This window comes from Micromonospora sp. NPDC005686 (assembly GCF_042871665.1).
Classification (GTDB): domain Bacteria; phylum Actinomycetota; class Actinomycetes; order Mycobacteriales; family Micromonosporaceae; genus Micromonospora.
Genome location: NZ_JBIAIY010000001.1, coordinates 231,590 through 257,354 on the forward strand (window position 1 = coordinate 231,590; position 25,765 = coordinate 257,354).

Below are 25,765 nucleotides of genomic sequence, written 5' to 3' on the forward strand. Positions count from 1 at the left end.
CCGGCTCCGCTCGCTCGGCTTCAACGTCTGACCGAGCGGTCGCCCGTCGGCCCCGGCGGTCACTCCTGCTCCTCGATCGCCTGCACGCCGCGCGCCAGCAGGTGTCGCAGGGTCCGTCGCTCCTCGTCGGTGAACGTGTCCGCGAGGCGGCGTTCGATGCGTACGGCGGCACCGTCGGCCACGGTCAGGGCTTCCTGGCCCGCCTCGGTGAGGTGAGTCTCGAGGACGTGCCGGTGCCATCGGTGCGGTGCACGGACCACGAGGCCGCGTTCCTCGAGGGTTTTCAGCACGGCCGCCATGGCCTGCGGGGTGACGAGGCAGGACCGGGCGAGCGCCGCGCCCGAGATGCCGGGGCTGTCGGCGAGCGCCAGCAGCGCGGAATACTGCGCGACGGTCAGGTTCGCGGGCCGCAACGCGGCGGTCTTCGCCGCCATGAGCGCCTGCTCGGCGCGTTTGATGTCGAGGCCGAGTCGTTCCCCGGCCGGCATTCCCATGTCGCACATCGTAGTCTCTGGAATCTCGATAAAAACCTGTATTACCATCAAGGTCTTGATGGTCGATCAAGGCTTTGGAGGCCGCGTGGACGGAAAGGTCATCCTCATCACCGGCGCCACCACCGGCCTGGGCCGCCAGGTGGCTCGGGATCTGGCCGGGCGCGGTGCCACGCTGCTGCTGCACGGGCGCGACCCGGAGCGATTGGGCCGGGTGGCCGAGGAGTTGGGTGCGGAGACGACCGCGCGGACCTACCGGGCCGACCTCGCCGACCTGGAGCAGGTGCGCGGACTGGCCGACCGCATCCGGCAGGTCGAGCCGCGACTCGACGTGTTGGTCAACAACGCTGCGGTCGGCGGCGGCAGTGATCCCACCCGGCGCGAGATCGGCCGACAGGGGCACGAGTTGCGGCTGACCGTGAACCACCTGGCGCCCCATCTGCTGACCTGGGAGTTGGCGCCGCTGCTCGCCGCATCCGGCGCGGCCCGGGTGGTGAACGTCGCGTCGAAGGGCCAGGCGCCGGTCGACTTCGATGACCTGATGCTCAGCCGGCACTACGACGGAGTCCAGGCCTACTGCCGGGCCAAGCTCGCCATGATCATGAGTAGTTTCGATCTCGCGGTGGAACTGGGCGGCCATGGCATCACGGTGAACGCACTGCACCCCGCCCATCTCATGGACACGCCGATGGTCCGGACCAGCGGCCTGGCACCTGCCGCCTCAGTTCACGACGGTGCGCTGCCCACCCTGCGGTTGATCATCGACTCTGCGCTCGGGCAGGTGACCGGGCGCTACTTCGACCGGTTCGACGAGGCCCGTGCTCACGAGCAGGCGTACGACGCCCCGGCACGCGCCCGGCTGCGCGCGGCAACCCGCGAGCTCATCGACCAGTAGCCGAGTCGCGGTGCGAGCGGGGCGAAAACCAGTGATGGGACCGGGGCGGCGACCAGGATGACGCGTGATTGAGGCGTACCCGAAGCAGGTCTCTGTCCGCGCGGCCCTGACCGCCTGTCTCGACGAGGGTCCGTCCGGTTGTCGCCCGGCGGGCCGGCGGGCCTCGCCATGTCGTACGGTCGGACGGTGACCAGCCGACCCGCAGCCGGGGGCGGCCGGTGGGTCGAGGTCGACCCGGCCCGCGTCGCCCGCTGGGTCGAGGGCTTCGCCGACCGGCACGGCCCGCCGACGACGACCGTCCACAAGTACGGGCTGCTGCTCACCGCCCCGGACGGCGCCACCGCCGAGCTGCACACCCCGCCCGGCGCGGCCGCGTCGGCGGACGTACCCGGATTCGTCGCCTTCGCCACGGCGGCCCGCCGGCTCGGTCTGCTCCTGGCCCGCAAGGGCGCGGTGGCGGTCGGCGTCGCCGACGGCGCCGACCTGGTGGTCTCCAAGGTGGACACCCGGTACGTGCAGGGCCGCACCGCGGCGGGTGGCTGGTCCCAGCAGCGGTTCGCCCGGCGGCGGGACAACCAGGCGAAGGCCGCCCTGGGGGACGCCGCCGAGCTGGCCGTACGTCTGCTGGTGCCGGAAGCGGGCACCCTGGCGGCGCTGGTGTGCGGCGGTGACCGGCGCGCGGTGGACACGGTGCTCGCCGACCGGCGGCTGGCCCCGCTCGCGGCGCTGCGCGCGCCGCGCCTGCTCGACGTGCCGGAGCCTCGGCACGCGGTGCTGGTGGCGGCCGTGGCGGCCGCTCGGGCGGTCCACATCCTGGTCCGCTGAACAGGAAAGATCACCTCAAGACGCCTCAATCCCGATCCTCGATGGTGCATCGAATCGACTCGATGCCTATGGTCGGTGTCACGAAGCCGGGTCTCCGGGCGACCCGCTGGGCAGCTTCGCCTCCGCCATCACGCGTCGACATCGTTGGGAGAGAACAACTTCATGAGCGGATATCAGGACGGCCGGCTGCGGGCCCGGTGGCGCCGTGCGACGAGGCTCCTCGTCGCGGCGGCGGCGATGAGCGCCGGAAGCCTCGTGCTCACCGCCACGCTGACAGCCGGCACGGCCAACGCGGGTCCGGTCGAGCGCGCCGCGCTCGCCGCGCCCGCGCTCACCACCGTCACCGCGGGCGGCGCGCACACCTGCGCGATCAGCACCGACGGGGGACTGTGGTGCTGGGGCTCGAACTACGGCGGCCAGCTCGGCGACGGGACCACCACGAACCGGAGCGCCCCGGCGCGGGTCGGCGCCGCCACGTGGACGGATGTCGACGCCGGCTCCGGGCACACCTGCGCGGTACGCACCGACGGGACGCTCTGGTGCTGGGGCTCCAACTTCCGGGGCCAGCTCGGTGACGGAACCACCACCACCCGCACCGCCCCGGTGCAGGTCGGCACCGTCGCCACCTGGGCCAGTGTCGACGCCGGCCCCTCGCACACCTGCGCGATCCGCACCGACGGCACGCTCTGGTGCTGGGGATTCAACCGGACCACGCAGCTCGGTGTCGGCGCCTCGCCCTACGTGGCGAACACCCCGTTGCAGGTCGGCGCGGCGACGGACTGGGTGAGCGTCTCGACCGGCTTCGGGCACACCTGCGGTGTCCGCACCGGCGGCACGCTCTGGTGCTGGGGGTCCAGCTCGGACGGCCAGCTCGGGTTGGGCAACCTGGCGCCGCAGACCGCGCCCGCGCAGGTCGGCACCGCTACCGGGTGGACCGGCGTGGTGGCCGGGTACGCGCACACCTGCGGGATCCGGTCCGGCGCGTTGTGGTGCTGGGGTGAGAACGGATACGGGCAGCTCGGCGTGAGCGGCTCGTACCGGACCGCGCCGGTGCAGATCGGCGCCGCCACCACGTGGAGCCGGATCGCCGCGAGCAGCGACACGGCGTGCGCGTCGCGTACCGACGGCAGCCTGTGGTGCTGGGGCAAGAACTCGACCGGGCAGGTGGGCGACGGCGGCACCACCCACCGGTCCGCGCCCGTCCAGGTCGGCACGGCCACCACGTGGACCGGCGAGGTCGCGGTGACCGACCACGGCTGCGGCATCCGTACCGACGGCGGCCTGTGGTGCTGGGGCGACAACAGCGGCGGTCAGCTCGGTGACGGGACGACTGCCAACCGGTCCACTCCGGCTCAGGTGGCACTACCGGCCTGACCGGCCCCGGACACGACATCGGCCCGCACCACCGCAGACGGCGGTGCGGGCCGATGCGGCGCGGGTCAGGCCCCGGCGCCGAAGGTGTCGCAGGACTTCGGGTCGCCGGTGGTGAAGCCCTTGGTGAACCACTGCTTGCGCTGCTCGGAGCTGCCGTGGGTGAACTCGTCCGGGTTCACCGGCCGGCCGGAGCGCTGCTGGATGGCGTCGTCGCCGATCTTCTCGGCCGTGTCGATGGCCTGTGAGATGTCCTGCTCGGTGATGCTCTTGAAGATCTTCTGGCCCTGCTCGTCGGCGGTGCCGGTGGCGTTCTTCGCCCAGGCGCCGGCGTAGCAGTCGGCCTGCAGCTCCAGCTTCACCGACAGCGCGTTCGCGCTCTGCGGGTCGCGCTGCTGCTGGCGGCGCATCTGCGCCTCGGTGCCGAGCAGGTCCTGCACGTGGTGGCCGTACTCGTGGGCCAGCACGTACGGCTGGGCGAACTCGCCCTCGGCGCCGAGCTGGTCGGCGAGCAGCTTGTAGAAGCTGAGGTCGATGTAGACCAGGTCGTCGGCCGGGCAGTAGAACGGGCCGACGCCCGAGTCGGCCGCGCCGCAGGCCGTGCTGACGTTCTGGCTGAAGAACACCGTCTTCGACGGCCGGTACTGCTCGCCGAACGCCTCCGGCAGGGCGGTGCGCCAGTACGCCTGGATCGAGTTGACGTAGAGCGCGTTGCGGCAGTCGAGCTCCTTCAGCCCGTCCTGCGCCGAGCACTTCTGCTCCAGCGAGGTGTTGTCGCCCTGCTCGGAACCGCCGCCGTTGGTGGCGGCGTTGAGGCCGAAGCCGCCGCCCACCAGGGCGACGAGCACGGCGATGATGATGCCCACGATCCCGCCGCGGCCGCCGCCGATCGGGATCGGAATGCCCATCCCGCCGCCTCCGCCGGACCCTCGCCGGTCGTCCACCTGGCTGGTGTCGACCCGCGCGTTCTCGTTCAGCTCCATGTTGACCCCGATCACCGATGTGTCCGTATGTGATGGTTGCGGTACCGGACCGGGTCCGGACGGCCGTTTCCGTACCCGATGATCTTGCACGGTAATCCGGGGGAGAGGACTCGCCGGGCCCGGTACACTTGTCCCCGTGCTGCGCTGCGAAGGCTGAACCGCCCCGCGCCGACGGGAAATCACCACCCGCCGGCGCTTTCGCGTGCCCTGAATCAGCCCTTCCGGACCCGAGAGCGAGTACTCCGAAATGATCACTGCCACCGGCCTGGAACTGCGTGCCGGTTCCCGGATCCTGCTGTCCGACACCACGCTGCGGGTGCAGCCGGGGGACCGGATCGGCCTGGTCGGCCGCAACGGCGCCGGCAAGACCACCACACTCAAGGTGCTCGCCGGGGAGGGCCAGCCGTACGGCGGCCAGATCGACAGGCGCAGCGCCATCGGCTATCTGCCGCAGGACCCGCGTACCGGCGACCTGGACGTCACCGGCCGGGACCGGGTGCTCTCCGCCCGTGGGCTGGACGTGCTCATGGCACAGATGAAGGAGCTGGAGGACAAGCTCGCCGAGGGCGCCGACGACGAGCGGCTGGTCCGCCGCTACGGCGCGCTGGAGGACCAGTTCGCCTCGCTCGGCGGCTACGCGGCCGAGGCCGAGGCGGCCCGGATCTGCGCCAACCTCGGCCTGCCCGACCGGGCCCTGGCGCAGACCATCGGCACCCTCTCCGGCGGCCAGCGCCGCCGCATCGAGCTGGCCCGGATCCTGTTCCGCGACGCCGGCGAGAACGGCGGCGGCATCCTGCTGCTCGACGAGCCCACGAACCACCTCGACGCCGACTCGATCACCTGGCTGCGCGGCTTCCTCGCCAACCACAAGGGCGGCCTGATCGTGATCTCCCACGACGGCGCACTGCTGGAGGCCGTGGTCAACAAGGTCTGGTTCCTGGACGCCACCCGGTCCGTGGTCGACACGTACAACCTGGGCTGGAAGGCCTACCTGGAGGCGCGGGAGACCGACGAGCGCCGCCGCCGCCGGGAGCGGGCCAACGCCGAGAAGAAGGCCGGCGCGCTGATGGCGCAGGCGGACAAGATGCGGGCCAAGGCCACCAAGACCGTCGCCGCGCAGAACATGGCCCGCCGCGCCGAGCGCCTGCTCTCCGGCCTGGACGAGGTCCGCGTCGCGGACAGGGTCGCCAAGGTACGGTTCCCGAGCCCCGCGCCGTGCGGCAAGACGCCGCTGACCGCGACCGGCCTGTCCAAGTCGTACGGGTCGCTGGAGATCTTCACCGACGTCGACGTGGCGGTGGACCGGGGCTCGCGGGTGGCCATCCTCGGCCTCAACGGCGCCGGCAAGACCACGCTGCTGCGGATGCTCGGCGGGCTGCTAAAGCCGGACACCGGCGAGGTGCGTCCCGGGCACGGGCTGCGGCTGGGCTACTACGCCCAGGAGCACGAGACGCTCGACGTGGACCGGACGATCCTGGAGCACATGCGCAGCGCCGCGTCCGACCAGACCGACACCGACCTGCGCAAGATCCTCGGCGCGTTCCTGTTCTCCGGCGAGGACGTGGACAAGCCGGCCGGCGTGCTCTCCGGCGGCGAGAAGACCCGGCTGGCGCTGGCCACACTGGTGTGCTCGGGCGCCAACGTGCTGCTGCTGGACGAGCCGACGAACAACCTCGACCCGGTGAGCCGGGAGCAGGTGCTCGACGCGATCGCCCGCTATCCGGGCGCGATCGTGCTGGTCACCCACGATCCGGGCGCGGTCACCGCGCTCAAGCCGGACCGCGCCATCCTGCTGCCCGACGGCGACGAGGACGCCTGGTCCGACGACCTGCTGGAGCTGGTAGAGCTGGCCTGAGCCGTCCGTCCCTTCCCCGGGGCGGGCCGGGCCCGGTGCGGGCGGCCCGGGCCGGCCGGGGACGGAGCGCCGGTTGGTGGCGGCGAAGACGCCGGCGGCACCCGCCGCGGCCGTGATCATGTCAAGCACACCGGGCACGGTACGGCCCGTCGCGCCGGTGGTCCCACCGCCGGCCCGGAACGCCTGACCCATTCGGCCCGCGCACCCACCGTCGGCATGACCCGAACCGGCTCGCCGAAGTGGAGGTATCCGGAGCGCGGCGAGGCAACCACTTCGGGAAACTGGTGTCGGTCATGCGGGAGGATGCCGCCACTTTGCCGAAGCGGCGCGGGCCGAATCGTCGTCTGTCGATCGGCAAGCCGATTGGCGGTACCTCTCGGGGACCCGCCGGCACGGACCGGCCCGACCACGGCGTGGGCCCTGGCCAGTCCACCCCCTGCGACGCCGCCACCTTGCCGAACTGTGGCGGACGGGCTTGTCGGCGGGCCGGTACGGATCAGCCGGCCGGAAGGATCACTCTATCGGGAAGCTGACATTGCGTAGCGTGTCGGTTGGCGAATAGTTGATATCTGGCGCATGATCGTCCGAGACGGTCTAATAGGTGGGACCGTATCCGAACCGCACAGTCTGGGACGTGAGGAATCAGCATGGCAGCCACTGGCACAGCCACCAGCACTGAGAAGGGTCGCCGGATCGTCGGGGCCGAGCGTCAGACGCTCGCCAAAGACCTGGTAAAGCGGTACACCGGCGGAGAGAGCATTCGTGCTCTGGCGGCCTCGACCGGCCGTTCCTACGGGTTCATCCACCGGGTGCTCACCGAGTCCGGGGTGCAGCTGCGGCAGCGCGGCGGTGCCCGGCGCCGGAAGAAGGCGTGACCCGCCCCCCAGCGTCGTCCACCAGCGCGTTCCGGGGCGTCCGGTGACCGCCGAGACGACCGGAGTGCGCTTCGACTGCGACGGGCCGGTCGCGACGGTGACGTTGTGCCGGCCCGACGTACTGAACGCCCAGACTCCCGCGATGTGGCGCGCGATGAGCGACTTCTCCCGCGACCTGCCGGGCGACGTCCGCGTCGTCGTCGTACGCGGGGAGGGGCGTGCCTTCTCCGCGGGCCTGGACCTGGCGGTCGCCGGCGCGACCGGGCCGGGCTCCTTCGCCGAGCTGGCCGCGATGCCGGAGGCCGAGTGCGCCGACCGGATCGCCGGATACCAGGGCGGTTTCACCTGGCTGCACCGGCCGGACGTGGTGTCGATCGCCGCGGTGCAGGGCCACGCCATCGGCGCCGGCTTCCAACTGGCCCTCGCCTGCGACATGCGGGTGCTCGCCGCCGACGCCAAGCTCTCCATGGCCGAGGTGACCCTCGGCCTGGTCCCCGACCTGGCCGGCACGCGCCGCCTGGTCGAGCTGGTCGGCTACTCCCGGGCGCTGGAGATCTGCGCCACCGGCCGGCGGATGGACGCCACCGAGGCGGACCGGATCGGCCTGGCCACGCTCGTGGTGCCCAACGACGAACTGGACGCCGCCGTGCGTGACCTGTCCGCCGGGCTGCTGGCGAACAACCGGGACGCGATCGTCGAGATCAAGGCGCTGCTCGCGGGCGCGGCCGGGCGCTCGCACGCCGAGCAGCAGCGCGCCGAGCGGGAGGCGCAGACCCGGCGGATCCGGGACCTGGCCGGGCGGGGCGAATAGCCGGTACGGCGATTCCGTAAGGACCGTTCGGGAAGATCTGGGTTACTCGCGAGGTTGTCACAGGCGTCGGGAGAATGGACTCCGACGATTCCTGCTGCCCTGACGACCGGAGGTGACGAGTGTCCCACCCAATGGCCGGCGGCGGCATGGGCGGCTGGAGCATGCTCCGCTCGCTGCGCAACCGCGACGAGGTCTCCACCCACGAGCTCAAGCGCGGCACCGCCCGGCGGATCGTCGCGTTCGCCCGCCCCTACCGGCGCGACATCGTCGTCTTCCTGATCACCGTGATCGTCGCCGCGGTGATCGGCGTGGCCACGCCGCTGCTCGCCGGTGACGTCATCGACGCGATCGCCGATGGCGGCGCGGACGCCCGCGCGACAGTCGTCCGGCTCGCCCTGATCATCGCCGCGCTGGCTGTGGCCGACGCCGTGTTCTCCCTGGTCCAGCGGTGGTATTCGGCCCGCATCGGCGAGGGCATCATCCTCGACCTGCGCACCCGGGTGTACGACCACGTCCAGCGGCTGCCGTTGCAGTTCTTCACCCGCACCCAGACCGGCGCGCTGGTCAGCCGGCTCAACAACGACGTGCTCGGCGCCCAGCGCGCGTTCACCTCGACGCTGTCCGGCGTGGTCAGCAACGTCATCCAGCTCGTGCTCACCGCCGGGGCGATGCTCCTGCTGTCCTGGCAGATCACCGTGCTGGCGCTGGTGCTGCTGCCGATCTTCATCATCCCGGCCCGCCGGGTCGGCAAGCGGCTGGCCGAGATCACCCGCGAGTCGTACAACCTCGACGCCAAGATGAACGCGACGATGACCGAGCGCTTCGGTGTGGCGGGCGCGCTCCTGGTCAAGCTGTTCGGCGCGCCGGAGGTGGAGGCCGACCGGTTCGCCCGCCGGGCCGAGCGGGTGCGCGACATCGGCATCCAGTCCGCGATGTACTCGCGGACGTTCTTCGTCGCGATGCTGCTCGTCGCGTCGCTGGCCCAGGCCCTGACGTACGGCGTCGGCGGCTGGCTGGCGGTCACCGGTGCGGTCAGCGCCGGCACCGTGGTCAAGCTGGCGCTGCTGCTGACCCGCCTCTACGGCCCGCTGACCGCGCTGTCGAACGTCCGGGTCGACGTGATGAGCGCGCTCGTCTCCTTCGACCGGGTCTTCGAGGTGCTCGACCTGCGCCCGACCATCGCCGAGAAGCCCGACGCGGTGCCGGTGCCGCGCGGCAGCGGCCGGGTCGAGTTCCGCGACGTGCGCTTCCGCTACCCGAGCGCGGCCGAGGTGTCGCTGGCCTCCCTGGAGGATGTGTCGACGCTCGACCGGACGGTGAACGAGCCGGTCCTCAAGGGCGTGTCGTTCTCCGTCGAGCCGGGGCAGATGGTGGCCCTGGTCGGTCCTTCCGGCGCGGGCAAGTCGACGCTGTCCATGCTGATCTCCCGGATCTACGACGTCAGCGACGGCCAGGTGCTGGTCGGTGGCGTCGACGTGCGGGACGCGACGCTCGCCTCGCTGCGCGACGAGATCGGCGTGGTCACCCAGGACTCGCACCTGTTCCACGAGACGATCCGGGAGAACCTGCGCTACGCCAAGCCGGACGCCACCGACGACGAGATCTGGGCGGCGCTGGCCGGCGCGCAGGTCGCCGACCTGGTCCGGGCGCTGCCGGACGGGCTCGACACGACGGTCGGCGAGCGGGGCTACCGCTTCTCCGGCGGCGAGAAGCAGCGCATCGCCATCGCCCGGTTGCTGCTCAAGGCCCCGTCGATCGTGATTCTCGACGAGGCCACCGCGCACCTGGACTCGGAAAGCGAGGCCGCCGTGCAGCGGGCGCTGTCGGTGGCGCTGACCGGGCGTACCGCGCTGGTCATCGCGCACCGGCTCTCCACGGTGCGTGACGCCGACCAGATCCTCGTGCTCGACGAGGGCCGGATCGTGGAGCGCGGCCGGCACGACGAGCTGGTGGCCGTCGGCGGCCTGTACGCCGAGCTGTACCGCACCCAGTTCGCGGTCACCGACTCGCCCGTGCCCCACACCGAGGCCGAGCAGCCCGAGCCGGTGGTGACCACGGTGCCGATGGGCACCTACGTCGCCCACGAGGCCATGCCCCCGGCCGCGGCCAACTAGCGGAGACCGACGAGGCAGCACTCCCGGCAGCGCCCGGCCGAAGCTCAACCCGCGACGACCGGAGCCCTAACCCGCGACGACCGCGGCACGCAGCTCCGCGAACGCGGCGCCCAGCGTCTCCGGGGTGAAGTGGGCGTTCAGGCCGCTCGGGTTGGGCAGCACCCAGAGCCGGGCCGTCGCGAGCGGCTCCGGCTGCGGCCCGAACCCGGCCTTCGGCCGGGCGAACCCGATCCGGTACGCGGTCACCCCGACCACCGCCACCCAGCGCGGCCGGTAGTTCTCGACCTTGGCGGTGAGCGTGGCGGCGCCGTCGACGAGTTCCGCGGCGGTGAGCTCGTCGGCGCGGGCGCTGGCCCGGGCCACCATGTTGGTGATGCCGAGGCCCAGCGCCGGGAGGGTGTCCTGTTCGCTGGGGTGCAGCAGGCGCGGCGTGAAGCCGCCCCGGTGCAGGGCGGGCCAGAAACGGTTGCCCGGGCGGGCGAAGTGCCAACCGGTGGCCGCCGACCACAGGCCCGGGTTGATGCCGACGAACAGCACGTCCAGGCCGGGTGCGATCACGTCGGGCAGCAGCCGGTCGGCCGCCGCGGCGAGCTGTTCCCGGCTGGGCCGGGGGTGGCGGCGGGCGGGGGTGCCCGGTCCGGGCGCGGCTTCGGGCCGCCCACCGGCCGGACGCCGTCGATCGCTCACCGTCCCACCGCCCCGGGAAGCCCGGCCACCGCACCCACCGTCACAGCCCGCGCAGCGCGCCGCCGTCGACCGGCACGGTCACCCCGGTGACGTACCCGGCGGCGGGGGAGAGCAGGAACGCGGCCACCCTGCCGAACTCCGCCGGGTCGCCGATGCGGCGCAGCGGGATCGCCGCCTCGGCCTGCGCGCGGGCCCGCTCGGGATCGCCGGAGTCGGCCAGCAGCTCCCGGTTGCGGTCGGTCATGATCCGCCCCGGCAGCAGGCTGATCACGCGTACGCCGCGCGGGCCGAACTCGTCGGCCATGTCCTTGGCCACCCCGGCGAGGCCCGGCCGCAGGCCGTTGGAGATGCCGAGGCCGGCCAGCGGCCCGCGTACCGAGGTGGACAGCACCAGCCCGATCGCGCCGTCGTCGGTGAGGGCGCCGGCCACCGTGCGGGCGAGCCGGACGCTGCCCAGGAACACCGTCTCGAACGACTCGCGCCACTGCTCGTCGGTGACGGTGGCGGCGCTGCCGGGCGGCGGGCCGCCGACCGAGATCAGCGCGCCGTCGAGGCGGCCGAAGTGTTCGCGGGCGGCGGCGACGAGCCGCTCCGGCGTGGCGGGGTCGGCGAGGTCGGCGGTCAGCCCGATCGCCCGCCGCGGGTCGCCGAGCGCCTCGATCGCGGCGGCCACCCGTTCCGGGGTACGCGCGGAGATGACCACCCGGGCGCCCTCGGCGACGAGTTGCTCGGCGGTGGCGAAGCCGAGGCCGGCGGAGGCGCCGGTGAGCACGTACACCCGGTCGGCGAGTCCGAGATCCATACCCCGATCCTGCCGTACCGGCTGACGCCTGTCAGCGCGGGGCGGGCCGCACCAGGCGTACCCGCCCGGCGACCTGAACCGCGACGGCGCCGCCGGTGCGGGTGAGGGCCGGCAGCCGGCGTGGCCGGGGCGGGCGGCGGCCGTCGTAGCGGTTCGCGGCCTCCCGCACGGCCAGCTCCTCCGCGCCCAGCGGCGGCAGGGCGTCCCGGTCGCGCAGGTCGCGGGCCAGGTCCCAGCCGTCGCGCAGCGAACCGTTCGTGGGACGGCCGTCGGCCCAGGCGGTGAACGTGGCCGGCCAGCGGGGCCCGAGGCCGGCGGCGAGCAGCGGCCAGTGCCGGGCCACGTCGCCGGCCCGCTTGCGCAGCAGGGCCCGGCGGGCGGCCTCGACCGGGGCCGGGGCGAAACCAGGTGGCAGCGGCCCACCGGCGACGAGCGCGACGACCAGCTCGGCCTGCCGGGCGGCCAGGTCGCCGCTCACGTGACCACCGGGTGGCCGGAGGCGGCGGCGAGCGCGTCCAGCTCGCCGCGCAACTCGGCGGCGGGCGGGTAGTGCCCGTCGCGTTCCAGCAGCAGCGCGGGCGGCCGGCGCCGGGCGCACAGCTCACGGACCAGGTCCAGCACGGCGGCGGGCACCGGGTCGGTGTGCGTGTCGTGGTAGAAGCCGCCGTGTTCGGCGCCGCCCGCGACGTGCACGTAGGCGACGCGCTCCAGCGGCAGCCGGTCCAGCAGCGCGGCCGGGTCGCCGCCGCGGTTGCGGGCGTTGGCGTGCACGTTCGCCACGTCGAGCAGCAGCAGCGCGCCGGTGGCGTCGAGGATCTCGGTGAGGAAGTCCGCCTCGTCCAGCTCGTCGTCGGGCCAGTCGAAGAGCGCCGCGATCGGTTCCAGGGCCAGCGGCACCGGCAGCTCCGCCTGCGTCCGCCGCACGTTCGCCACCACCGCCGCGACCGCCTCCCGGCTGCGCGGCAGCGGCAGCAGGTGACCGGCCTCCAGGCCGCCGGCCCGCACGAACGCGATGTGCTCGCTCACCAGCGGCGCGTCCAGCGCCGCGGCCACAGCGGCCAGGTGCGCCACCCGGGCCGGGTCCACCGGCTCCGCGCCGCCGAGGGACAGCCGCACCCCGTGGGGTACGACGTCGACGCCGCGTGCGCGCAGCGCGGTGAGCCCGTCCGGGAGCGGTCCGGCCGGGGCGACCGCCTCCGCGACCACCTCGACGAAGCGCAGCCCTGGCAGCCCGGCGACGAAGCCGGCGATCTCGGGGCGCCAGCCGATGCCGACGCCGGACGGGCCGCTCACCCGCCGCACCCGCCTCCGCCGCACCCGCCTCCGCCGCACCCGCCTCCGCCGCACGAGCTGCCCCCGCCGCACGAGGCGCCGCCGCCGCACGAGCCGCCGGAGCTGGCGGCGCCGGTGCTGCCCATCGCCTGCCGCTGGATCTCGGCCTGCTCCGCGAAGCCCGGATCCATGGTCCAGAGCGTGGCGGTGCCGAACAGCGCCACGCCCAGCGCCACCTCTGTCGGGCCGTACATGGAGTACGCGGGTCCGGCGGCCGGTCGTAGCCGGGCGTGCCGGCGGCGCATGTCGTCGAGCGCGGCGGTGGCCGCCCGGGTGCGCCAGGGCACGCGGTTGAGCAGCACGAACGCGAGGCCGAGCGGGAACAGGCTGAGCAGCAGCCAGCCGGTGGGCCGCTCGTTGAGCAGTCCGGAGACCGCGCGTACGACGCCGATGGCGAGCAGGAACCCGACAAGCAGCGCGCCGCGCCGCAGCGTCCGGCGCCGTTCCTGGTCCAGTGCCAGGCCGCGGCGTACCAGGCCGTCGCGCAGCTCGTCGAGCGCTCGCCGGACCCACTCGTCGGCGATCAGCTCCCGGGTACGCAGACCGCGGCTCGCCGCGTGGTGGACCGCCTGGTCCAGCGGGGTCACCCCGAGCGGAAGCGGGCCGCCGGTGGTGAGCCGCCGGTCCGGCCGTACGCCGACGGCGCCCGCGTGGCGCAGCCCGCCGAGCGCGGCCCAGACGGCGAGCTCGTCGCCGCCGTTGAGGTACGCGACCTGCTGCGGCCCCAGTTCGCCGTAGGCGGTCACCGGCGTGCCCGCCAGCATGCGGCGCCGGTAGACGATCGCGCCGATGACCAGGACGACGGCGAGCAGCAGCCACCAGCGCAGGAAGACGGGGCCGGGGATGCCCCAGGTGTCGGAGGGGGTCATCGTCTGCTCCTGTCGCGAGGAGGGGTCGCGGCTCATTGTGGAGCAGGCGCGCCAGAGTCGATCTCCTGGAGCGGGGTAGTTACCGGACCGAGACCGGCGCCGGTTCAGTGCCGGCGGACGGCCTCCTCGACGAGGTCGAGCACCCGGGCCAGGTCGCCTGCCGGGCGACCCATCGCCAGGTGCAGCACCAGCCCGTCGTAGGCCAGCTCCAGGAACTGGGCCAGCACGTCGATCGGCACGTCGTCGCGGAGCACGCCTGCCTCGCGCTGGCGCAGCAGGCGCTCCCGGGTGGCCCCGGCGATGGCCTCGGAACGCTCCGCCCAGCGCTTGGCGAAGGCCGGGTCGGTACGCAGCCGGCGGGAGACCTCCAGCTGGCTGCCGAGCCAGCCGGTGGTGTCCGGCGAGACGGCCCGGGCCAGCAGGTCGCGCATGACCTGCACCAGACCGTTGCGGGCCACGGTCTCCACCATGACGGCGGCGTCGTCCTCGGCCACGGCCAGGAAGAGGGAGTCCTTGTCCCGGAAGTGGTGGAAGATCGCGCCGCGGGACAGGCCGGTGGCCTCCTCCAGCCGCCGTACGGTGGCGCCCTCGTAGCCGTGCCGGGCGAAACACGCCCGCGCCGCCGCGAGGATCTCCTGGCGGCGCGCGTCGAGCTGGTCCTGACTTACTCTGGGCACGAACGGATCGTCGCAGGTGGAACCGGCCGATGCAAACCGTACGTACGGCTTGAGATGCGGTGACGGAGATCATCTGCAGTCGCCGGGGTGGTTACGATCGGCGGGTGACAGCCCTCCCCGCGCGCCCGCTCACCGTCGCCGCCGTCCAGGCCGAGCCCGTCCCGGGCGACGTGGCCGGCAACGCCGGCGCCGCCGCCCGCCTCGTCGGCCGCGCCGAAGGCGCCCGCGTCGTCGTGCTGCCCGAGCTGTTCCTGCCGGCGTACCACCCGCCGACGCTGGGCGCGGACCCGGACGCCACTGACGTGGCCGCCGACGCCGACGGCCGGGTGACCGACGCACGGCTGGACCCGCTGCGCGCCGCCGCCGTCGACGCGGGCGCCGCGGTGGTGATCGGCGCCGCCGTCCGCCACCCCGACCGGCGGCGCACCATCTCCTCGCTCGTGGTGGACCCGGCCGGCGCGGTCACCGCCGCGTACGACAAGCAGCAGCTCTGGAACGGCGAGCGCGAGCTGTTCGACGCCGGCCGCCGGGGCGCCACGATCGAGGTCGACACGTGGCGGCTGGGTCTGGGCGTCTGCTACGACGGCTGTTTCCCCGAGCACGCGCGGGCCGCCGCCGGCGACGGCGCGCACGGCTACCTCTGCCCGAGCGGCTACCTGGCCGGCTCGGCGCACCGCCGCGACCTCTACTACGCCGCCCGGGCGCTGGACAACACGATGTACGTGGTGTTCGCCAACTCGGTCGACGGCGCCGACCCGTGGCGGTTCAACGGCGGCGCGGCGGTGTACGACCCGGAGGGCCGGCCGCTGGCCCGGGGCGCCGACAGCGGTGAGGACGTGCTGGTGGCCACGCTGGACCCGGACGCGCTGGCCGCCACCCGCGCGGCGCACACCATGCTGCGGGACCGTCCGCTCGACGCCGGGGCGGCCCGCGCCGTCCTCGTCGCCTGACCGCTGTGCCGGGGCCCTCGGCACTGTCGGTGCTCCGACCGTTGCCGTAGGGTGCCCAGGTGCCGTTGCTCCTGCTCGATCTGGACAACACTCTGGTGGACCGCGACGGGCCGTTCCGTGTCTGGGGAGAACGGTTCCTGGCGGGCATCGGCGCGCCGCTGTCCGACCTCGACTGGTTGGTGTCCGTGGACGCGGACGGGCTGACCAACCGCTGGGACGTGGCGGATGCGATCCGCGACCGGTACGCGTTGCGCATCCCCTCGATCGACCTGGTCGACGAGCTGCACGACGGCGTGGTGGCCCACATGCGGCTGGACCCGCTCGTCGCGTGCGCCCTGCGGATCGCGGCAGACGCGGGCTGGGTGCCGGTGGTGGTCACGAACGGCGCGGCCCGCCAGCAGGACGCCAAGATCCGCAGGACCGGCCTGGACCGGTACGTCGCCGACTGGGTGATCTCCGAGGAGGCGGGCGTCAGCAAGCCGAACCCGAGGATCTTCGCGCTCGCCGCCCAGCGGGCCCGGATGCCGCTGCGCGGCGCGTGGGTGGTCGGCGACAGCCCGGAGGCGGACATCGGCGGGGCGACCGCCGTGGGTCTGCCCAGCGTCTGGCTGCACCGCGGACGCCGCTGGTCCGACCCGAGGTACGCGCCGACCCGGATCGAGGACGGGCTGATCGCGGCCGTGGCGGCGGTGCTGGCCGGCTGACGGCGGCGCCGGCGAGCCGGCAGCGGCGCGGAAAATCCGTTGCCCCGTACCGGCCGGGGCACGAGCATGGTGCCGCGCGAGTGCGCAGCCGGGGATCGCCCGGTCGAGGAGAGGAGGTCGGTCATGGCCGTTTTCGCAGGGTCGTTGCACCTGCCTCCACCAGCCTCGATCGAAGGACAGATCCACCCGTGCGTGATCACGACTTCCCGGCGCCGCAGCGCCGTGGCCGCGGCAAGAACCGCTTCGACGACGACGAGACCGACTTCCTGAAGCGAGGGCGGCGCACGCCGGCCCTCACCGACCCGGACGCCGAGCCCGACGCGGAGGACGCCTGGTCCTCCTGGGATCGGGCCGTCCACGGCCCCGAGCCGCATCCTGACTGGCTGGTCACCGAACTGGCCGCCCGGGACACCGAGCTCGGGGTGCTCAAGACCGGCAAGGAGGCGGACGTCCACCTGGTCCGCCGCGCCGTGCCGGGCACCGGCCGCGGCTGCCTGCTGGCGGTCAAGCGCTACCGCGACGCCCAGCACCGGCTGTTCCACCGCGACGCCGGTTACCTGGAGGGCCGCCGGGTACGCCGGTCCCGGGAGATGCGGGCGATGACCGGCCGTACCGAGTTCGGCCGGCAGATGATCGCCGGGCAGTGGGCGGCGGCCGAGTTCACCGCGTTGTCCCGGCTCTGGGAGATCGGGGCCGCCTCCGGGCGGATCGCGGTGCCCTACCCGGTGCAGTTGCTCGGCACCGAGCTGATGCTGGAGTTCGTCGGCGACGCCGGGGCGGGGCAGGCCGCGCCCCGGCTGGCCCAGGTCCGGCCCGACGACGACGAGTTGCGCGACCTGTGGGACCAGCTCGTGGAGGCGCTCACGGTGCTCGCCCGGGCCGGGTACGCACACGGCGACCTGTCCCCGTACAACCTGCTCGTGCACGCGGGCCGGCTGGTGCTGATCGACCTGCCGCAGGTGGTCGACGTGGTGGCCAACCCGCAGGGGCCGAGTTCCTGGCCCGTGACGTGCGGGTGGTGGCCGCCTGGTTCACCGCCCGCGGGATGCCGGCGACGGTGACCGACCCGGCGGCGCTGACCGAGGCGCTGCTGCGGGAGGCGGGGCTCCGCTGACCGACGTGCGTCCCGGGCGGGTGACCGTCCGGGACGCACACCGGGTCACTGGAGGTAGCGCTCGACCTCCGGCACCGGGCGCTCGCCCTGGGCGTCCGGGTCGCCGTGCGCCTGGCGGGCGGCCCGGCGGCGGCGCAGCAGGTCCCAGCACTGGTCCAGGGACTCCTCCAGCGCGCGCAGCCGCTCCCGCGCCTCGTCGTCGGTGCCGGCCTCGCCGTGCTGCGCGTCGGCACGCAGGCGGTGCTCCTCGTCGACGAGTTCGGAGATCCGGCTCAGGATGGTCTTGTCGTCCATGCCCGAAGCTTGGCACAGCGGACGGTGCCGTGCCCGGGGCACCGGATAGGTGAGCCGTGCTCGCGCCCCGCAACGCCCACTGTGTACGCGGGTGACGCATATCCCAGGGCTTCCATTCTCGACAAAGAGATTGTTGTTACGTGAAATATTCTCCGAGTTGCCTTTTGATCTGGCGTTCCTGATGGCATGCTCGCGGGCAACGTCACGGGTCGGTACGGAGTCGCGACCCTGAGTCAACCGAGGGAGCGTTCAGGTGCCCGAACCGACGGACACAGCGAGGCCCACCGGCCGACCCCGAGTCGTGCCGCTGCGGCAGATCCTGCCCGCGGTGCTCCGCGACCCCGCCCGCGCCCTCATCGACATCGGTAACCGTACCGAGGGCGAACTGGTCCAGCTCAACCTCGGCTCGTTCCGCCCGTATCTGGTCACCCACCCCCGGCACGTGCAGCACGTTCTGCGCGACCGGGCGGACAACTACGAGCGCGCCGGTGACGGACTGTTCTGGCGCCCGGTCAAGCGGCTGTTCGGCGAGGGGATCCTCGGCGAGGGGCAGATCTGGTCGGCCAGCCGGCGGATGCTCCAGCCGATGTTCACCGCCAAGCGGGTGGAGGCGCTCGTCGACGGGATGGCCGACGCGATCCGCGACGCGGTCGAGGAGTTGGACGAGCCGGCCCGTGCCGGGCAGCCGGTCGACATCGGCGTGGAGCAGGCGCGCATCGTCAGCCGGGCGATCATGAAGGTGCTCTTCGCCGACCGGATCTCGGTGCCGGACGCGATGCGGGTGATCGAGGCGCAGGACCGGATCGCCACCGCCGTCATCCCGCGCATCATCGTGCCGTTCGCGCCGCTGTCACTGCCGATGCCGGGGGACCGCACGTTCGCCCGCGCCGTACGCGTCGTCGACGACGTCCTGGTGCCGATCGTCCGCGAGACGCGGGACGCCGCCGACCAGGGCGACGACGTCATCTCCACGCTCTGGCAGGCCCGCACCGACGACGGGCGGCAGCTCGACGAGCGGCAGGTCCGCAACGACACGGTGGCGATGTTCGCCGCCACCACGGAGACCACCATCAACGTGCTGACGTGGGCCTGGCCCCACCTCGACCAGCACCCCGAGGTGGCCGAGCGGCTCTACGCCGAGATCGACGAGGTGGTCGGAGGCGAGCCGGTACGCCGCGAGCACCTGAGCCGGCTCACCTACACCCGGATGGTGCTCGACGAGCTGCTGCGGCTCTACCCGATCGGATGGATCATCCCGCGCCGCGCGGTCGCCGGGGACGTCATCGACGGCGTGCCGATCGAGCCCGGCGCGACGATGGCGGTCAGCCCGCTGATCACCCAGCGGATGCGGCAGTTCTGGGACCGCCCGGACGAGTTCGACCCGGAACGCTTCCTCCCCGAGCGGGTCCGCGCCCGGCACCGGTACGCCCACTTCCCGTTCGGCGGCGGGCCGCACCAGTGCCTCGGCATGTACCTGTTCTACCTGGAGGCCCAGCTCATCCTCGCCACCATGCTCAGCCGCTACCGGTTCCGGCTGCACCGCCCCGGCGTACCCGGGTTGCGGCTGGCCGCGGCGCTGCGGCCGCGCGAACGGGTGGAGCTGACGCTCGTCGCCGCCGGGCGGACGGAGGGGGCATGACCGACTGCGCGACACCGGATCCGCTCGTCGTCGCCGCCGAACAGGGCCGGGTCTGCGCGCTGGCCGCGCAGGGCCAGCGCGGCCTGCGCAGGGCCGCCGCCGCGCACCCCGAGCTGTTCCCCGGCGACCCGTTCGACGCGACGCTGTTCAGCAGCATCGCGCAGGCGATGGCGTTCAGCGCCCCCTGGCACAGCGCCGCCGAACTCGCCGTGACCAACCGCGCGGTGCTCTGGGGCTTCGCCGTGGACTGGCTGGTCGACCACCAGGCGCCCAGCCGGGCCGAGGTGGACCGGATCACCGGCGTCTGCCTGGACGTGCTCGACGGCGCCGACTCCGGCGACCCGCTGGGCCGGTTCCTCGCCGAGCTGCGGGACGACGTCGCCGCCGCGCCGGCCTATCCGGCGCTGCGCGACCACTGGCGGGACACGATGGCCCGCACGCTCGACGCGATGGCCCGCGAGTGGGACTGGCGGCGCACCGGCCGCCCCACGCTCGCCGACTACCTGGCCAACGCCGACAACCTCGCCGCGACGGTGGTGAACGTCGCCCACTGGATCCACACCGGATCGGTGTCCGACGCCGGCACGCTGGCGCGGCTGATCGAGGTCAGCGACGAGGTCCAGCGGGCCCTGCGCCTGGTCAACGACCTCGGCACCCACCGCCGCGACGCCGAGTCCGGCGATCTCAACGCGCTGCTGCTGGTGGACGACCCGGCCGACGTCGAGCGGCACTTCGCCGAGCAGGTCGACCACTGCCGCGTCCTGCTGGCGAAGCTGGCCGGCGAGGTGCCGAGGGAGGCCGGCTTCCTGTCCCGGCAGCTCGGTTTCACCACCGGCTTCTACCGGCACACCGACTTCTGGGGCGTGCGGTGACGCTCACCGCCGGACCGGTGCCCGCCACCGGGTCCGGGACCGCGCGCGACCTGATCGCCGCGCTCGGCGGCGAGCCGGAGGGGCAGACCTCACCGTCGGTCTACGAGACCGGACGGCTGATCGCGCTCGCACCCTGGCTCGACGGCCACGACCGGCGCCTGACCTGGCTGCTGGACCGGCAGCGCCCGGACGGCGGATGGGGCGGCCCCGGCGGCTACGCCCTGGTGCCGACGCTGAGCGCGGTGGAGGCGCTGCTGGCCGCGCTGCACCGCGACGGCCCGGCCGCCGCGCCGGCCGCCGCCGCGCACCGAGGGCTGGCGTACCTGGCCGGCGCGCTGCGTGCCGGCGCCCCGCCGGACCTGCCGGCAACCGACCTGATCGTGCCGGCGTTGCTGGCCGCCGTGGACCGGCGCCTCGACGGGCCGGCCGGGCCGCCACCCGGGCTGGCCGAGTGGGCCGGCCGGCCCCGCCTGCCGCTGCCGGCCGGTCTCGACCCGGCCCGGCTGACCCGGGTACGCGGACTGCTCGCCACCGGACGGCCGGTGCCGGAGAAGCTGGCGCACGCGCTGGAGGTGGCGGGCGAGCTGGCGTACCGCGCGCCCGGGGTGCGTCCCTCGGCCAGCGGCGCGGTCGGCGCCTCACCGGCCGCCACCGCCGCCTGGCTGGGCGGGCCGGAGCCCGGACCCGCGCTGGACTACCTGAACGCGCTCGCCCGGCCCGGCCCGGTGCCCTGCGCGAGCCCGATCACCGTGTTCGAGCGGGCCTGGGTGCTCGGCATCCTGGTCCGGGCCGGCGTGCCGGTCGGCACGCCCGAGCCGGTGCTGACCGAGCTGCGCGCCGCGGTCGGACCGTCCGGCGCGGCCACCGCGCCCGGCCTGCCCGCCGACGCGGACACCACAGCGGTCACGCTCTACGCGCTGGCCCGGCTGGGCCGCGCGCCGGGCGTCTCACCGCTGGCCGGGTTCGACACGGGACGGCACTTCTGCACCTGGCCGGGGGAGGACGGGGCGTCGCTGACCACGAACGCGCACGTGCTCGACGCGCTCGGCGAGCAGCCGAGCGGGCCCGGTGTCACCGGCGCGCGCCATCGGGTCACCGAGTGGCTGCTGGACCGGCAGGAGCCGGACGGGCGGTGGGAGGACCGCTGGCACGCCTCGCCGTACTACGCCACCTACGCGGTGCTGCTGGCGCTGTCCGACCACGCGCCGGACGGCGCGGCGCGAGCCGCCGTCGAGCGGGGCGTGGCCTGGCTGCTGGCCACGCAGCGCCGGGACGGCTCCTGGGGGCGGTGGGACGGGACCGCCGAGGAGACCGCGTACGCGGTGCTCGCGCTGGCCGACGCGGGCCGGCCCGGCGACGCCCGGGTCACGTCGGCGCTGGCGCGGGGGCGCAGTCGACTGTCCGAGCTGGACGGATCCGACGGCGAACCGGCACTATGGCACGACAAGGACCTCTACCGCCCGACGCGGATCGTGCGCGCCGCGGTGCTGGCGGCCTCCGGCAGCGCCGGGGCGGCCGGAAGGAGGCCGCACCCACCATGATCAGGATCGCTTGAATGAGGTTCACGACGGCTGCTAGCGTGCGCCGGAGTCGATCGGATTTCGGACCGACCGAAGACCGGGCCAGGACGGTGTGATGGGTTCCCGCAGTACGAATCTCCGTACGAAGATCATCGCGCTGCTGGCGTCGCTGACCGCGCTCTGGGCGTTCGCCGCGTGGGTGACCGTACGGGACGGGTTCAACCTGCTCGGCGTGCAGGCGCTCAACGCGCGCGTGTTCGAGCCGAGCGACCCGCTGCTGCAGGAGCTGCAGGCCGAGCGCCGGCTGTCGCTGCGCTATCTCGGTGAGTCCGACCCGGGCCGGCTGCAGGAGCTGGAGGCCCAGCGGGCCCGCACCGACGAGACCGCCACCGTGCTGTGGCGCTCGGTACGGGACTGGCGCACTGAGATCCCGGCCAGCGAGGAGCTGATGCGGCGGCTCGACGAGCTGAAGACCGAACTGGACCAGCTCGGTCAGGTACGCGCCGACGTCAGCCGCAAGACCATCGACCGGACCACCACGCTCATCGCGTACGACGAGGCGGTCGACGGGATCTTCGCGGTCTTCGACGCCCTCGGCGGCCTCGACGACGACGAGATCGCCGAGGACACCGCGGCGCTCATCGACCTCAACCGGTCCCGGGAACTCCTGTCCCAACAGGACGCGCTGCTCACCGGCGCGATCGCGGCCAACCGGATCACGGTGGGCGAGCAGACCGCGTTCGCCCGCCTGGTCGGCGCGCAGTGGTTCCTCGCCGACCGCACCGCCCGGGAACTCGCCCCCGGCGACCGCGCCCGCTTCGAACGGATGGTCGAGGGCGAGGCGTTCCAGCAGCTCCGCACGCTTCAGGACCAGGTGCTCGCGGCCAAGGGCAGCGAGGTGCGCCCGCCGGTGACCGCCGCGGCGTGGCAGGCCGCCGCCGAGAAGGCGATGGCCGACCTGCGCGAGGTGATCCTGGCCGGCGGTGAGGACATCGTCTCCCGGGCCATGCCCGTCGCGATCGGCGTCATCGTGCGGCTGGTGCTCGCCGCCGGCCTCGGCCTGATCGCCGTCATCGCCTCCGTGGTCGTCTCGATCACCACGGCGCGGGCGCTCGTACGCCAGCTCGAACGGCTCCGCGAGGCAGCCTTCCAGCTGGCCCACGAGCGGCTGCCGAGCGTGGTGGAACGGCTGGGCCGCGGTGAGGAGGTGGACGTCGCCCGCGAGGCGCCACCGTTGCAGTTCGGCGACGACGAGATCGGCCAGGTGGGCAAGGCGTTCAACGTCGTGCAGGAGACCGCCGTACGCACCGCGGTCGAGCAGGCCGAGTTGCGCCGCAGCGTACGCGACGTGTTCCTCAGCCTGGCCCGGCGCACCCAGGCGCTCGTGCACCGGCAGCTCACGCTGCTGGACGCGATGGAGCGGCGGGAACACGACGCCGAGGAGCTGGAGGCCCTGTTCCGGGTCGACCACCTGGCCACCCGCATGCGGCGCAACGCGGAGAACCTGATCGTGCTCTCCGGCTCGACGCCGGGCCGGGCCTGGCGGCGCAACGTGCCGATGGTCGACGTGGTTCGCGGCGCGGTCGCCGAGGTCGAGGACTACACCCGGGTCACCGTGCGCCCGCTCGGCGACGTGTCGCTGACCGGCCGCGCCGTCGGTGACGTGATCCACCTGCTGGCCGAGCTGATCGAGAACGGACTCTCCTTCTCGCCGCCGCAGACCATTGTGGAGATCCGGGGTCAGCTCGTGGCGAACGGCTTCGCCATCGAGATCGAGGACCGCGGCCTCGGCATGAGCGCCGACGAGCTGGCCGCCGCCAACGCGCGCATCGTCGACCGCTCCGAGCTGAACCTGGCCGACGCGGCCCGGCTCGGCCTGTTCGTGGTCAGCCGGCTCACCGAGCGGCACGGCGTCAAGGTGCAGCTCAAGGAGTCCGCGTACGGCGGGACGACAGCTGTGGTGCTGATCCCGCGTGAACTGATCGCGGCCGCCGGCGCGCCCGACGACCTGCCCGCCCCCGGGACGGCCCTGCCCGTGACGCCGACGCCGGCGGGAGACACGCCGCCCGGCGACGGGTCCGAGCCGGCGACTCCGTCCGGCCCGGACGGCGGCGCCGAGCCGGAGCAGCCGTCCGAACCCGCCCCGCAGGTGCCGGAGCCGATGGCGCAGGCACCCCGGCTGACCCCCTCCGGGCTGCCGGCGCGTACCCGCAAGCGGCAGTCCGCGGTGGCGGCGCCCACCACGGAGCTGGCGGTGGTGGAACGCCGGTCGGTCGCCCAGACGGACGCGGTCGAGGCTTCCCCGGAGACGGCGCCGGAGCCGGAGTCGGAGTCGGAGCCGGAGTCGGAGACGGCGCCCGTCACCGACGCGGGGCTGCCGGTGCGGGTACGCCAGGCCAACATCGTGCCGGCGCTGCGGCACGACCAGACCGAGGCGGACGACGACGCCGACGACGACACGGCGCGTGCACCGGAGCAGGTGCGCCGGATGATGAGTTCCTACCAGAGCGGCACGCGACGCGGCCGTACCGATGCCGCGCGCTTGCTCGGCGGAGCGCGGGAGGCCGGCGGTGCGCCGGCCGACGCGGACGAGCAGGTTACCTGACCGGGACGTCGACGCGACGGGACCGGAAGCTGACGGCACACAGCCGGGAAGATGAGGACGACGAGTGGCGCAGAAGACGGCTTCGAGCGCGGATCTGACGTGGCTGCTGGATGACCTGGTCGGCCGGGTCAAGCAGGCGGAGCACGCCGTGGCGCTCTCCACCGACGGACTGTTGATGGCCTCGTCCCGCGGGTTGAGCCGCGACGACGGCGAGCACCTGGCGGCCATGGCGGCGGGCATCCAGAGCCTGGCCCGTGGCGCGGGTAAACGGTTCGGTGGCGGGCACGTACAGCAGACCATCATCGAGATGCAGTCCTCCTTCCTGTTCGTCACAGCGGCCGGGCGCAACGCCTGCCTGGCGGTGCTGGCCTCGGAGGACGCGGACGTCGGCCTGATCGCGTACGAGATGGCCATGCTCGTCACCCGGGTCGGCCGGTTCGTCGCGTCACCGACCCGGGAACAGCCCCTCGGCGAGAACACGGCACGATGACCGGCCGGGGGGACTCCGCGGAGCAGGAGTGGGTGGACGACCACGCCGGCCCGGTGGTGCGCCCGTACGCGGTGACCGGCGGCCGGGCCCGCCCGGTCACCGGCACGTTCGACCTGATCTCGCTGGTCACCGCGACCCGCACGGAAGTCGGGTCGGAGTCCGGGCTCGGCCCGGAGCACATGGCGATAGTCGGCCTCTGCCAGCGGATCCTCTCCGTGGCCGAGATCGCCGCCCATCTCGACCTGCCGGTGGGCACGGTCCGGGTCCTCCTCGGAGACCTGGCCGCCCGCAGCCTGGTACAGGTACGCGAGCCGCGCGCGACCCCCGCCGGCCTTCCCGACGAGCACGTTTTCGAGGCGGTTATCAATGGACTACGGGCGCTCTGAGCGGCCGGCGGGCGCCGCGCCGCTGCCCACCGCGATCAAGATTCTGATCGCGGGCGGGTTCGGCGTCGGCAAGACCACAATGGTCGGCGCGGTAAGCGAAACCAAGCCGCTGCGCACCGAGGAGGTGCTGACCGAGACCGGCATCGGCATCGATGACCTGTCCGGCATCGAGGAGAAGTCGACCACCACCGTGGCGATGGACTTCGGCCGCATCACCATCAGCGACGACCTGGTGCTCTACCTGTTCGGCACGCCCGGCCAGGACCGCTTCTGGTTCGTCTGGGACGAGCTGGCGCTCGGCGCGCTCGGCGCGGTGGTGCTCGCCGACACCCGCCGGCTGGCCGACTGCTTCCCGTCGATCGACTACTTCGAGGGGCGCGGCACGCCGTTCGTGGTGGCGGTGAACTGCTTCGAGAACGCCAAGCAGTTCCGCCTCGACGAGGTGCAGGCCGCGCTCGACCTGGATCCGGGCGTACCGGTGGTGCTGTGCGACGCGCGGCAGCGGGAGTCGGCCAAGGAGGTGCTGATCACGCTGCTGGAGCACGCCATGAAGCTGCGCGAGGCACGTCGCCGCGCCGCCGAGGACTGAGCGGCCACACGTCAA

Annotated in this window: 25 protein-coding genes and 1 pseudogene; 17 read left to right on the forward strand and 9 right to left on the reverse strand. The window is 73.6% G+C overall.

Translation table 11 applies throughout. The features are described 5' to 3' along the window. Nucleotides 1-59: 59 nt before the first annotated feature. On the reverse strand, nt 60-494 hold the full coding sequence (locus ACFYON_RS01070; RefSeq protein WP_355095296.1) for a MarR family transcriptional regulator: 435 nt from the start codon (nt 492-494) through the stop codon (nt 60-62). Here ACFYON_RS01070 and ACFYON_RS01075 point away from each other — a divergent pair. The 3 genes from ACFYON_RS01075 to ACFYON_RS01085 all read left to right on the forward strand — a co-directional run bounded on the left by ACFYON_RS01075 (nt 493) and on the right by ACFYON_RS01085 (nt 3,585). Further along, nucleotides 493-1,386 (forward strand): SDR family NAD(P)-dependent oxidoreductase, encoded by an 894-nt coding sequence (locus ACFYON_RS01075; protein ID WP_355095299.1) that lies wholly within the window; start codon nt 493-495, stop codon nt 1,384-1,386. The genes ACFYON_RS01070 and ACFYON_RS01075 overlap by 2 nt on opposite strands. Nucleotides 1,387-1,572: 186 nt before the next feature. Beyond that, nucleotides 1,573-2,211, forward strand: coding sequence for an acVLRF1 family peptidyl-tRNA hydrolase (locus tag ACFYON_RS01080; protein WP_355095301.1), 639 nt, complete (start codon nt 1,573-1,575; stop codon nt 2,209-2,211). A gap of 162 nt (nt 2,212-2,373) precedes the next feature. Continuing rightward, entirely contained in the window at nt 2,374-3,585 is a 1,212-nt protein-coding gene (locus ACFYON_RS01085) for a hypothetical protein (protein ID WP_355095303.1), read from the forward strand. Nucleotides 3,586-3,650: 65 nt separating this feature from the next. Here ACFYON_RS01085 and ACFYON_RS01090 read toward each other — a convergent pair whose 3' ends face one another. Further along, on the reverse strand, nt 3,651-4,565 hold the full coding sequence (locus ACFYON_RS01090; protein WP_354872825.1) for a neutral zinc metallopeptidase: 915 nt from the start codon (nt 4,563-4,565) through the stop codon (nt 3,651-3,653). Between the two features lie 247 nt (nt 4,566-4,812). Here ACFYON_RS01090 and ACFYON_RS01095 point away from each other — a divergent pair, with 247 nt between their 5' ends. The 4 genes from ACFYON_RS01095 (at nt 4,813) to ACFYON_RS01110 (ending at nt 10,220) form a co-directional block, all read left to right on the forward strand. Next, nucleotides 4,813-6,420 (forward strand): ABC-F family ATP-binding cassette domain-containing protein, encoded by a 1,608-nt coding sequence (locus tag ACFYON_RS01095; protein ID WP_387189586.1) that lies wholly within the window; start codon nt 4,813-4,815, stop codon nt 6,418-6,420. A gap of 647 nt (nt 6,421-7,067) precedes the next feature. Continuing rightward, nucleotides 7,068-7,295, forward strand: a complete 228-nt coding sequence (locus ACFYON_RS01100; RefSeq protein WP_007072022.1) for a helix-turn-helix domain-containing protein — start codon at nt 7,068-7,070, stop codon at nt 7,293-7,295. Nucleotides 7,296-7,338: 43 nt separating this feature from the next. After that, nucleotides 7,339-8,106, forward strand: coding sequence for an enoyl-CoA hydratase/isomerase family protein (locus tag ACFYON_RS01105; RefSeq protein ID WP_354872599.1), 768 nt, complete (start codon nt 7,339-7,341; stop codon nt 8,104-8,106). Between the two features lie 131 nt (nt 8,107-8,237). Then, complete coding sequence (locus ACFYON_RS01110) at nt 8,238-10,220, forward strand: ABC transporter ATP-binding protein (protein WP_354872823.1); 1,983 nt, start codon at nt 8,238-8,240, stop codon at nt 10,218-10,220. Between the two features lie 66 nt (nt 10,221-10,286). Here ACFYON_RS01110 and mug read toward each other — a convergent pair whose 3' ends face one another. From mug to ACFYON_RS01140, 6 genes are all read right to left on the reverse strand, one after another. Then, complete coding sequence (gene mug, locus ACFYON_RS01115; protein ID WP_354872597.1) at nt 10,287-10,907, reverse strand: G/U mismatch-specific DNA glycosylase; 621 nt, start codon at nt 10,905-10,907, stop codon at nt 10,287-10,289. 40 nt (nt 10,908-10,947) lie between these two features. Further along, nucleotides 10,948-11,709 carry an SDR family oxidoreductase gene (locus tag ACFYON_RS01120; protein ID WP_355015101.1) on the reverse strand — a complete coding sequence of 254 codons (762 nt, stop codon included), beginning with the start codon at nt 11,707-11,709 and terminating at the stop codon, nt 10,948-10,950. 31 nt (nt 11,710-11,740) lie between these two features. Then, a complete protein-coding gene (locus tag ACFYON_RS01125; RefSeq protein WP_354872591.1) occupies nt 11,741-12,187 on the reverse strand; it encodes a hypothetical protein in 447 nt (148 codons plus the stop codon). Next, entirely contained in the window at nt 12,184-13,002 is an 819-nt protein-coding gene (locus ACFYON_RS01130) for a DUF692 domain-containing protein (RefSeq protein ID WP_357707474.1), read from the reverse strand. Before ACFYON_RS01130 ends, ACFYON_RS01125 begins: the two co-directional genes overlap by 4 nt. Continuing rightward, nucleotides 12,999-13,910 (reverse strand): TIGR04222 domain-containing membrane protein, encoded by a 912-nt coding sequence (locus tag ACFYON_RS01135; RefSeq protein ID WP_387320440.1) that lies wholly within the window; start codon nt 13,908-13,910, stop codon nt 12,999-13,001. Before ACFYON_RS01135 ends, ACFYON_RS01130 begins: the two co-directional genes overlap by 4 nt. A gap of 104 nt (nt 13,911-14,014) precedes the next feature. Next, nucleotides 14,015-14,587 carry a helix-turn-helix domain-containing protein gene (locus ACFYON_RS01140; protein WP_354872582.1) on the reverse strand — a complete coding sequence of 191 codons (573 nt, stop codon included), beginning with the start codon at nt 14,585-14,587 and terminating at the stop codon, nt 14,015-14,017. Between the two features lie 104 nt (nt 14,588-14,691). Here ACFYON_RS01140 and ACFYON_RS01145 point away from each other — a divergent pair, with 104 nt between their 5' ends. From ACFYON_RS01145 to ACFYON_RS01155, 3 genes and pseudogenes are all read left to right on the forward strand, one after another. Further along, complete coding sequence (locus ACFYON_RS01145; protein ID WP_354872579.1) at nt 14,692-15,537, forward strand: carbon-nitrogen hydrolase family protein; 846 nt, start codon at nt 14,692-14,694, stop codon at nt 15,535-15,537. Nucleotides 15,538-15,596: 59 nt separating this feature from the next. Then, the gene (locus ACFYON_RS01150) at nt 15,597-16,241 is read left to right on the forward strand and encodes an HAD family hydrolase (protein ID WP_354872576.1); all 645 of its coding nucleotides are present in this window, start codon (nt 15,597-15,599) and stop codon (nt 16,239-16,241) included. Between the two features lie 188 nt (nt 16,242-16,429). Continuing rightward, nucleotides 16,430-17,355 (forward strand): annotated as a pseudogene (locus ACFYON_RS01155) (serine protein kinase RIO). 45 nt (nt 17,356-17,400) lie between these two features. On the opposite strand, the gene ACFYON_RS01160 reads toward ACFYON_RS01155, so the two are convergent. Beyond that, on the reverse strand, nt 17,401-17,649 hold the full coding sequence (locus ACFYON_RS01160; RefSeq protein WP_354872573.1) for a DUF2630 family protein: 249 nt from the start codon (nt 17,647-17,649) through the stop codon (nt 17,401-17,403). A gap of 301 nt (nt 17,650-17,950) precedes the next feature. Here ACFYON_RS01160 and ACFYON_RS01165 point away from each other — a divergent pair, with 301 nt between their 5' ends. From ACFYON_RS01165 to ACFYON_RS01195, 7 genes are all read left to right on the forward strand, one after another. Then, nucleotides 17,951-19,288 carry a cytochrome P450 gene (locus ACFYON_RS01165; RefSeq protein ID WP_354872820.1) on the forward strand — a complete coding sequence of 446 codons (1,338 nt, stop codon included), beginning with the start codon at nt 17,951-17,953 and terminating at the stop codon, nt 19,286-19,288. Further along, entirely contained in the window at nt 19,285-20,160 is an 876-nt protein-coding gene (locus tag ACFYON_RS01170; RefSeq protein ID WP_354872570.1) for a terpene synthase family protein, read from the forward strand. The genes ACFYON_RS01165 and ACFYON_RS01170 overlap by 4 nt, the downstream gene beginning before the upstream one ends. Beyond that, a complete protein-coding gene (locus tag ACFYON_RS01175; protein WP_354872567.1) occupies nt 20,157-21,701 on the forward strand; it encodes a prenyltransferase/squalene oxidase repeat-containing protein in 1,545 nt (514 codons plus the stop codon). The genes ACFYON_RS01170 and ACFYON_RS01175 overlap by 4 nt, the downstream gene beginning before the upstream one ends. Nucleotides 21,702-21,795: 94 nt before the next feature. After that, a complete protein-coding gene (locus ACFYON_RS01180; protein ID WP_354872564.1) occupies nt 21,796-24,285 on the forward strand; it encodes a nitrate- and nitrite sensing domain-containing protein in 2,490 nt (829 codons plus the stop codon). 64 nt (nt 24,286-24,349) lie between these two features. After that, nucleotides 24,350-24,775, forward strand: coding sequence for a roadblock/LC7 domain-containing protein (locus ACFYON_RS01185; protein WP_091420341.1), 426 nt, complete (start codon nt 24,350-24,352; stop codon nt 24,773-24,775). Continuing rightward, a complete protein-coding gene (locus ACFYON_RS01190; RefSeq protein ID WP_354872561.1) occupies nt 24,772-25,161 on the forward strand; it encodes a DUF742 domain-containing protein in 390 nt (129 codons plus the stop codon). The genes ACFYON_RS01185 and ACFYON_RS01190 overlap by 4 nt, the downstream gene beginning before the upstream one ends. Next, entirely contained in the window at nt 25,142-25,750 is a 609-nt protein-coding gene (locus ACFYON_RS01195) for an ATP/GTP-binding protein (RefSeq protein WP_354872558.1), read from the forward strand. Before ACFYON_RS01190 ends, ACFYON_RS01195 begins: the two co-directional genes overlap by 20 nt. The last annotated feature ends 15 nt before the right edge of the window (nt 25,751-25,765 follow it).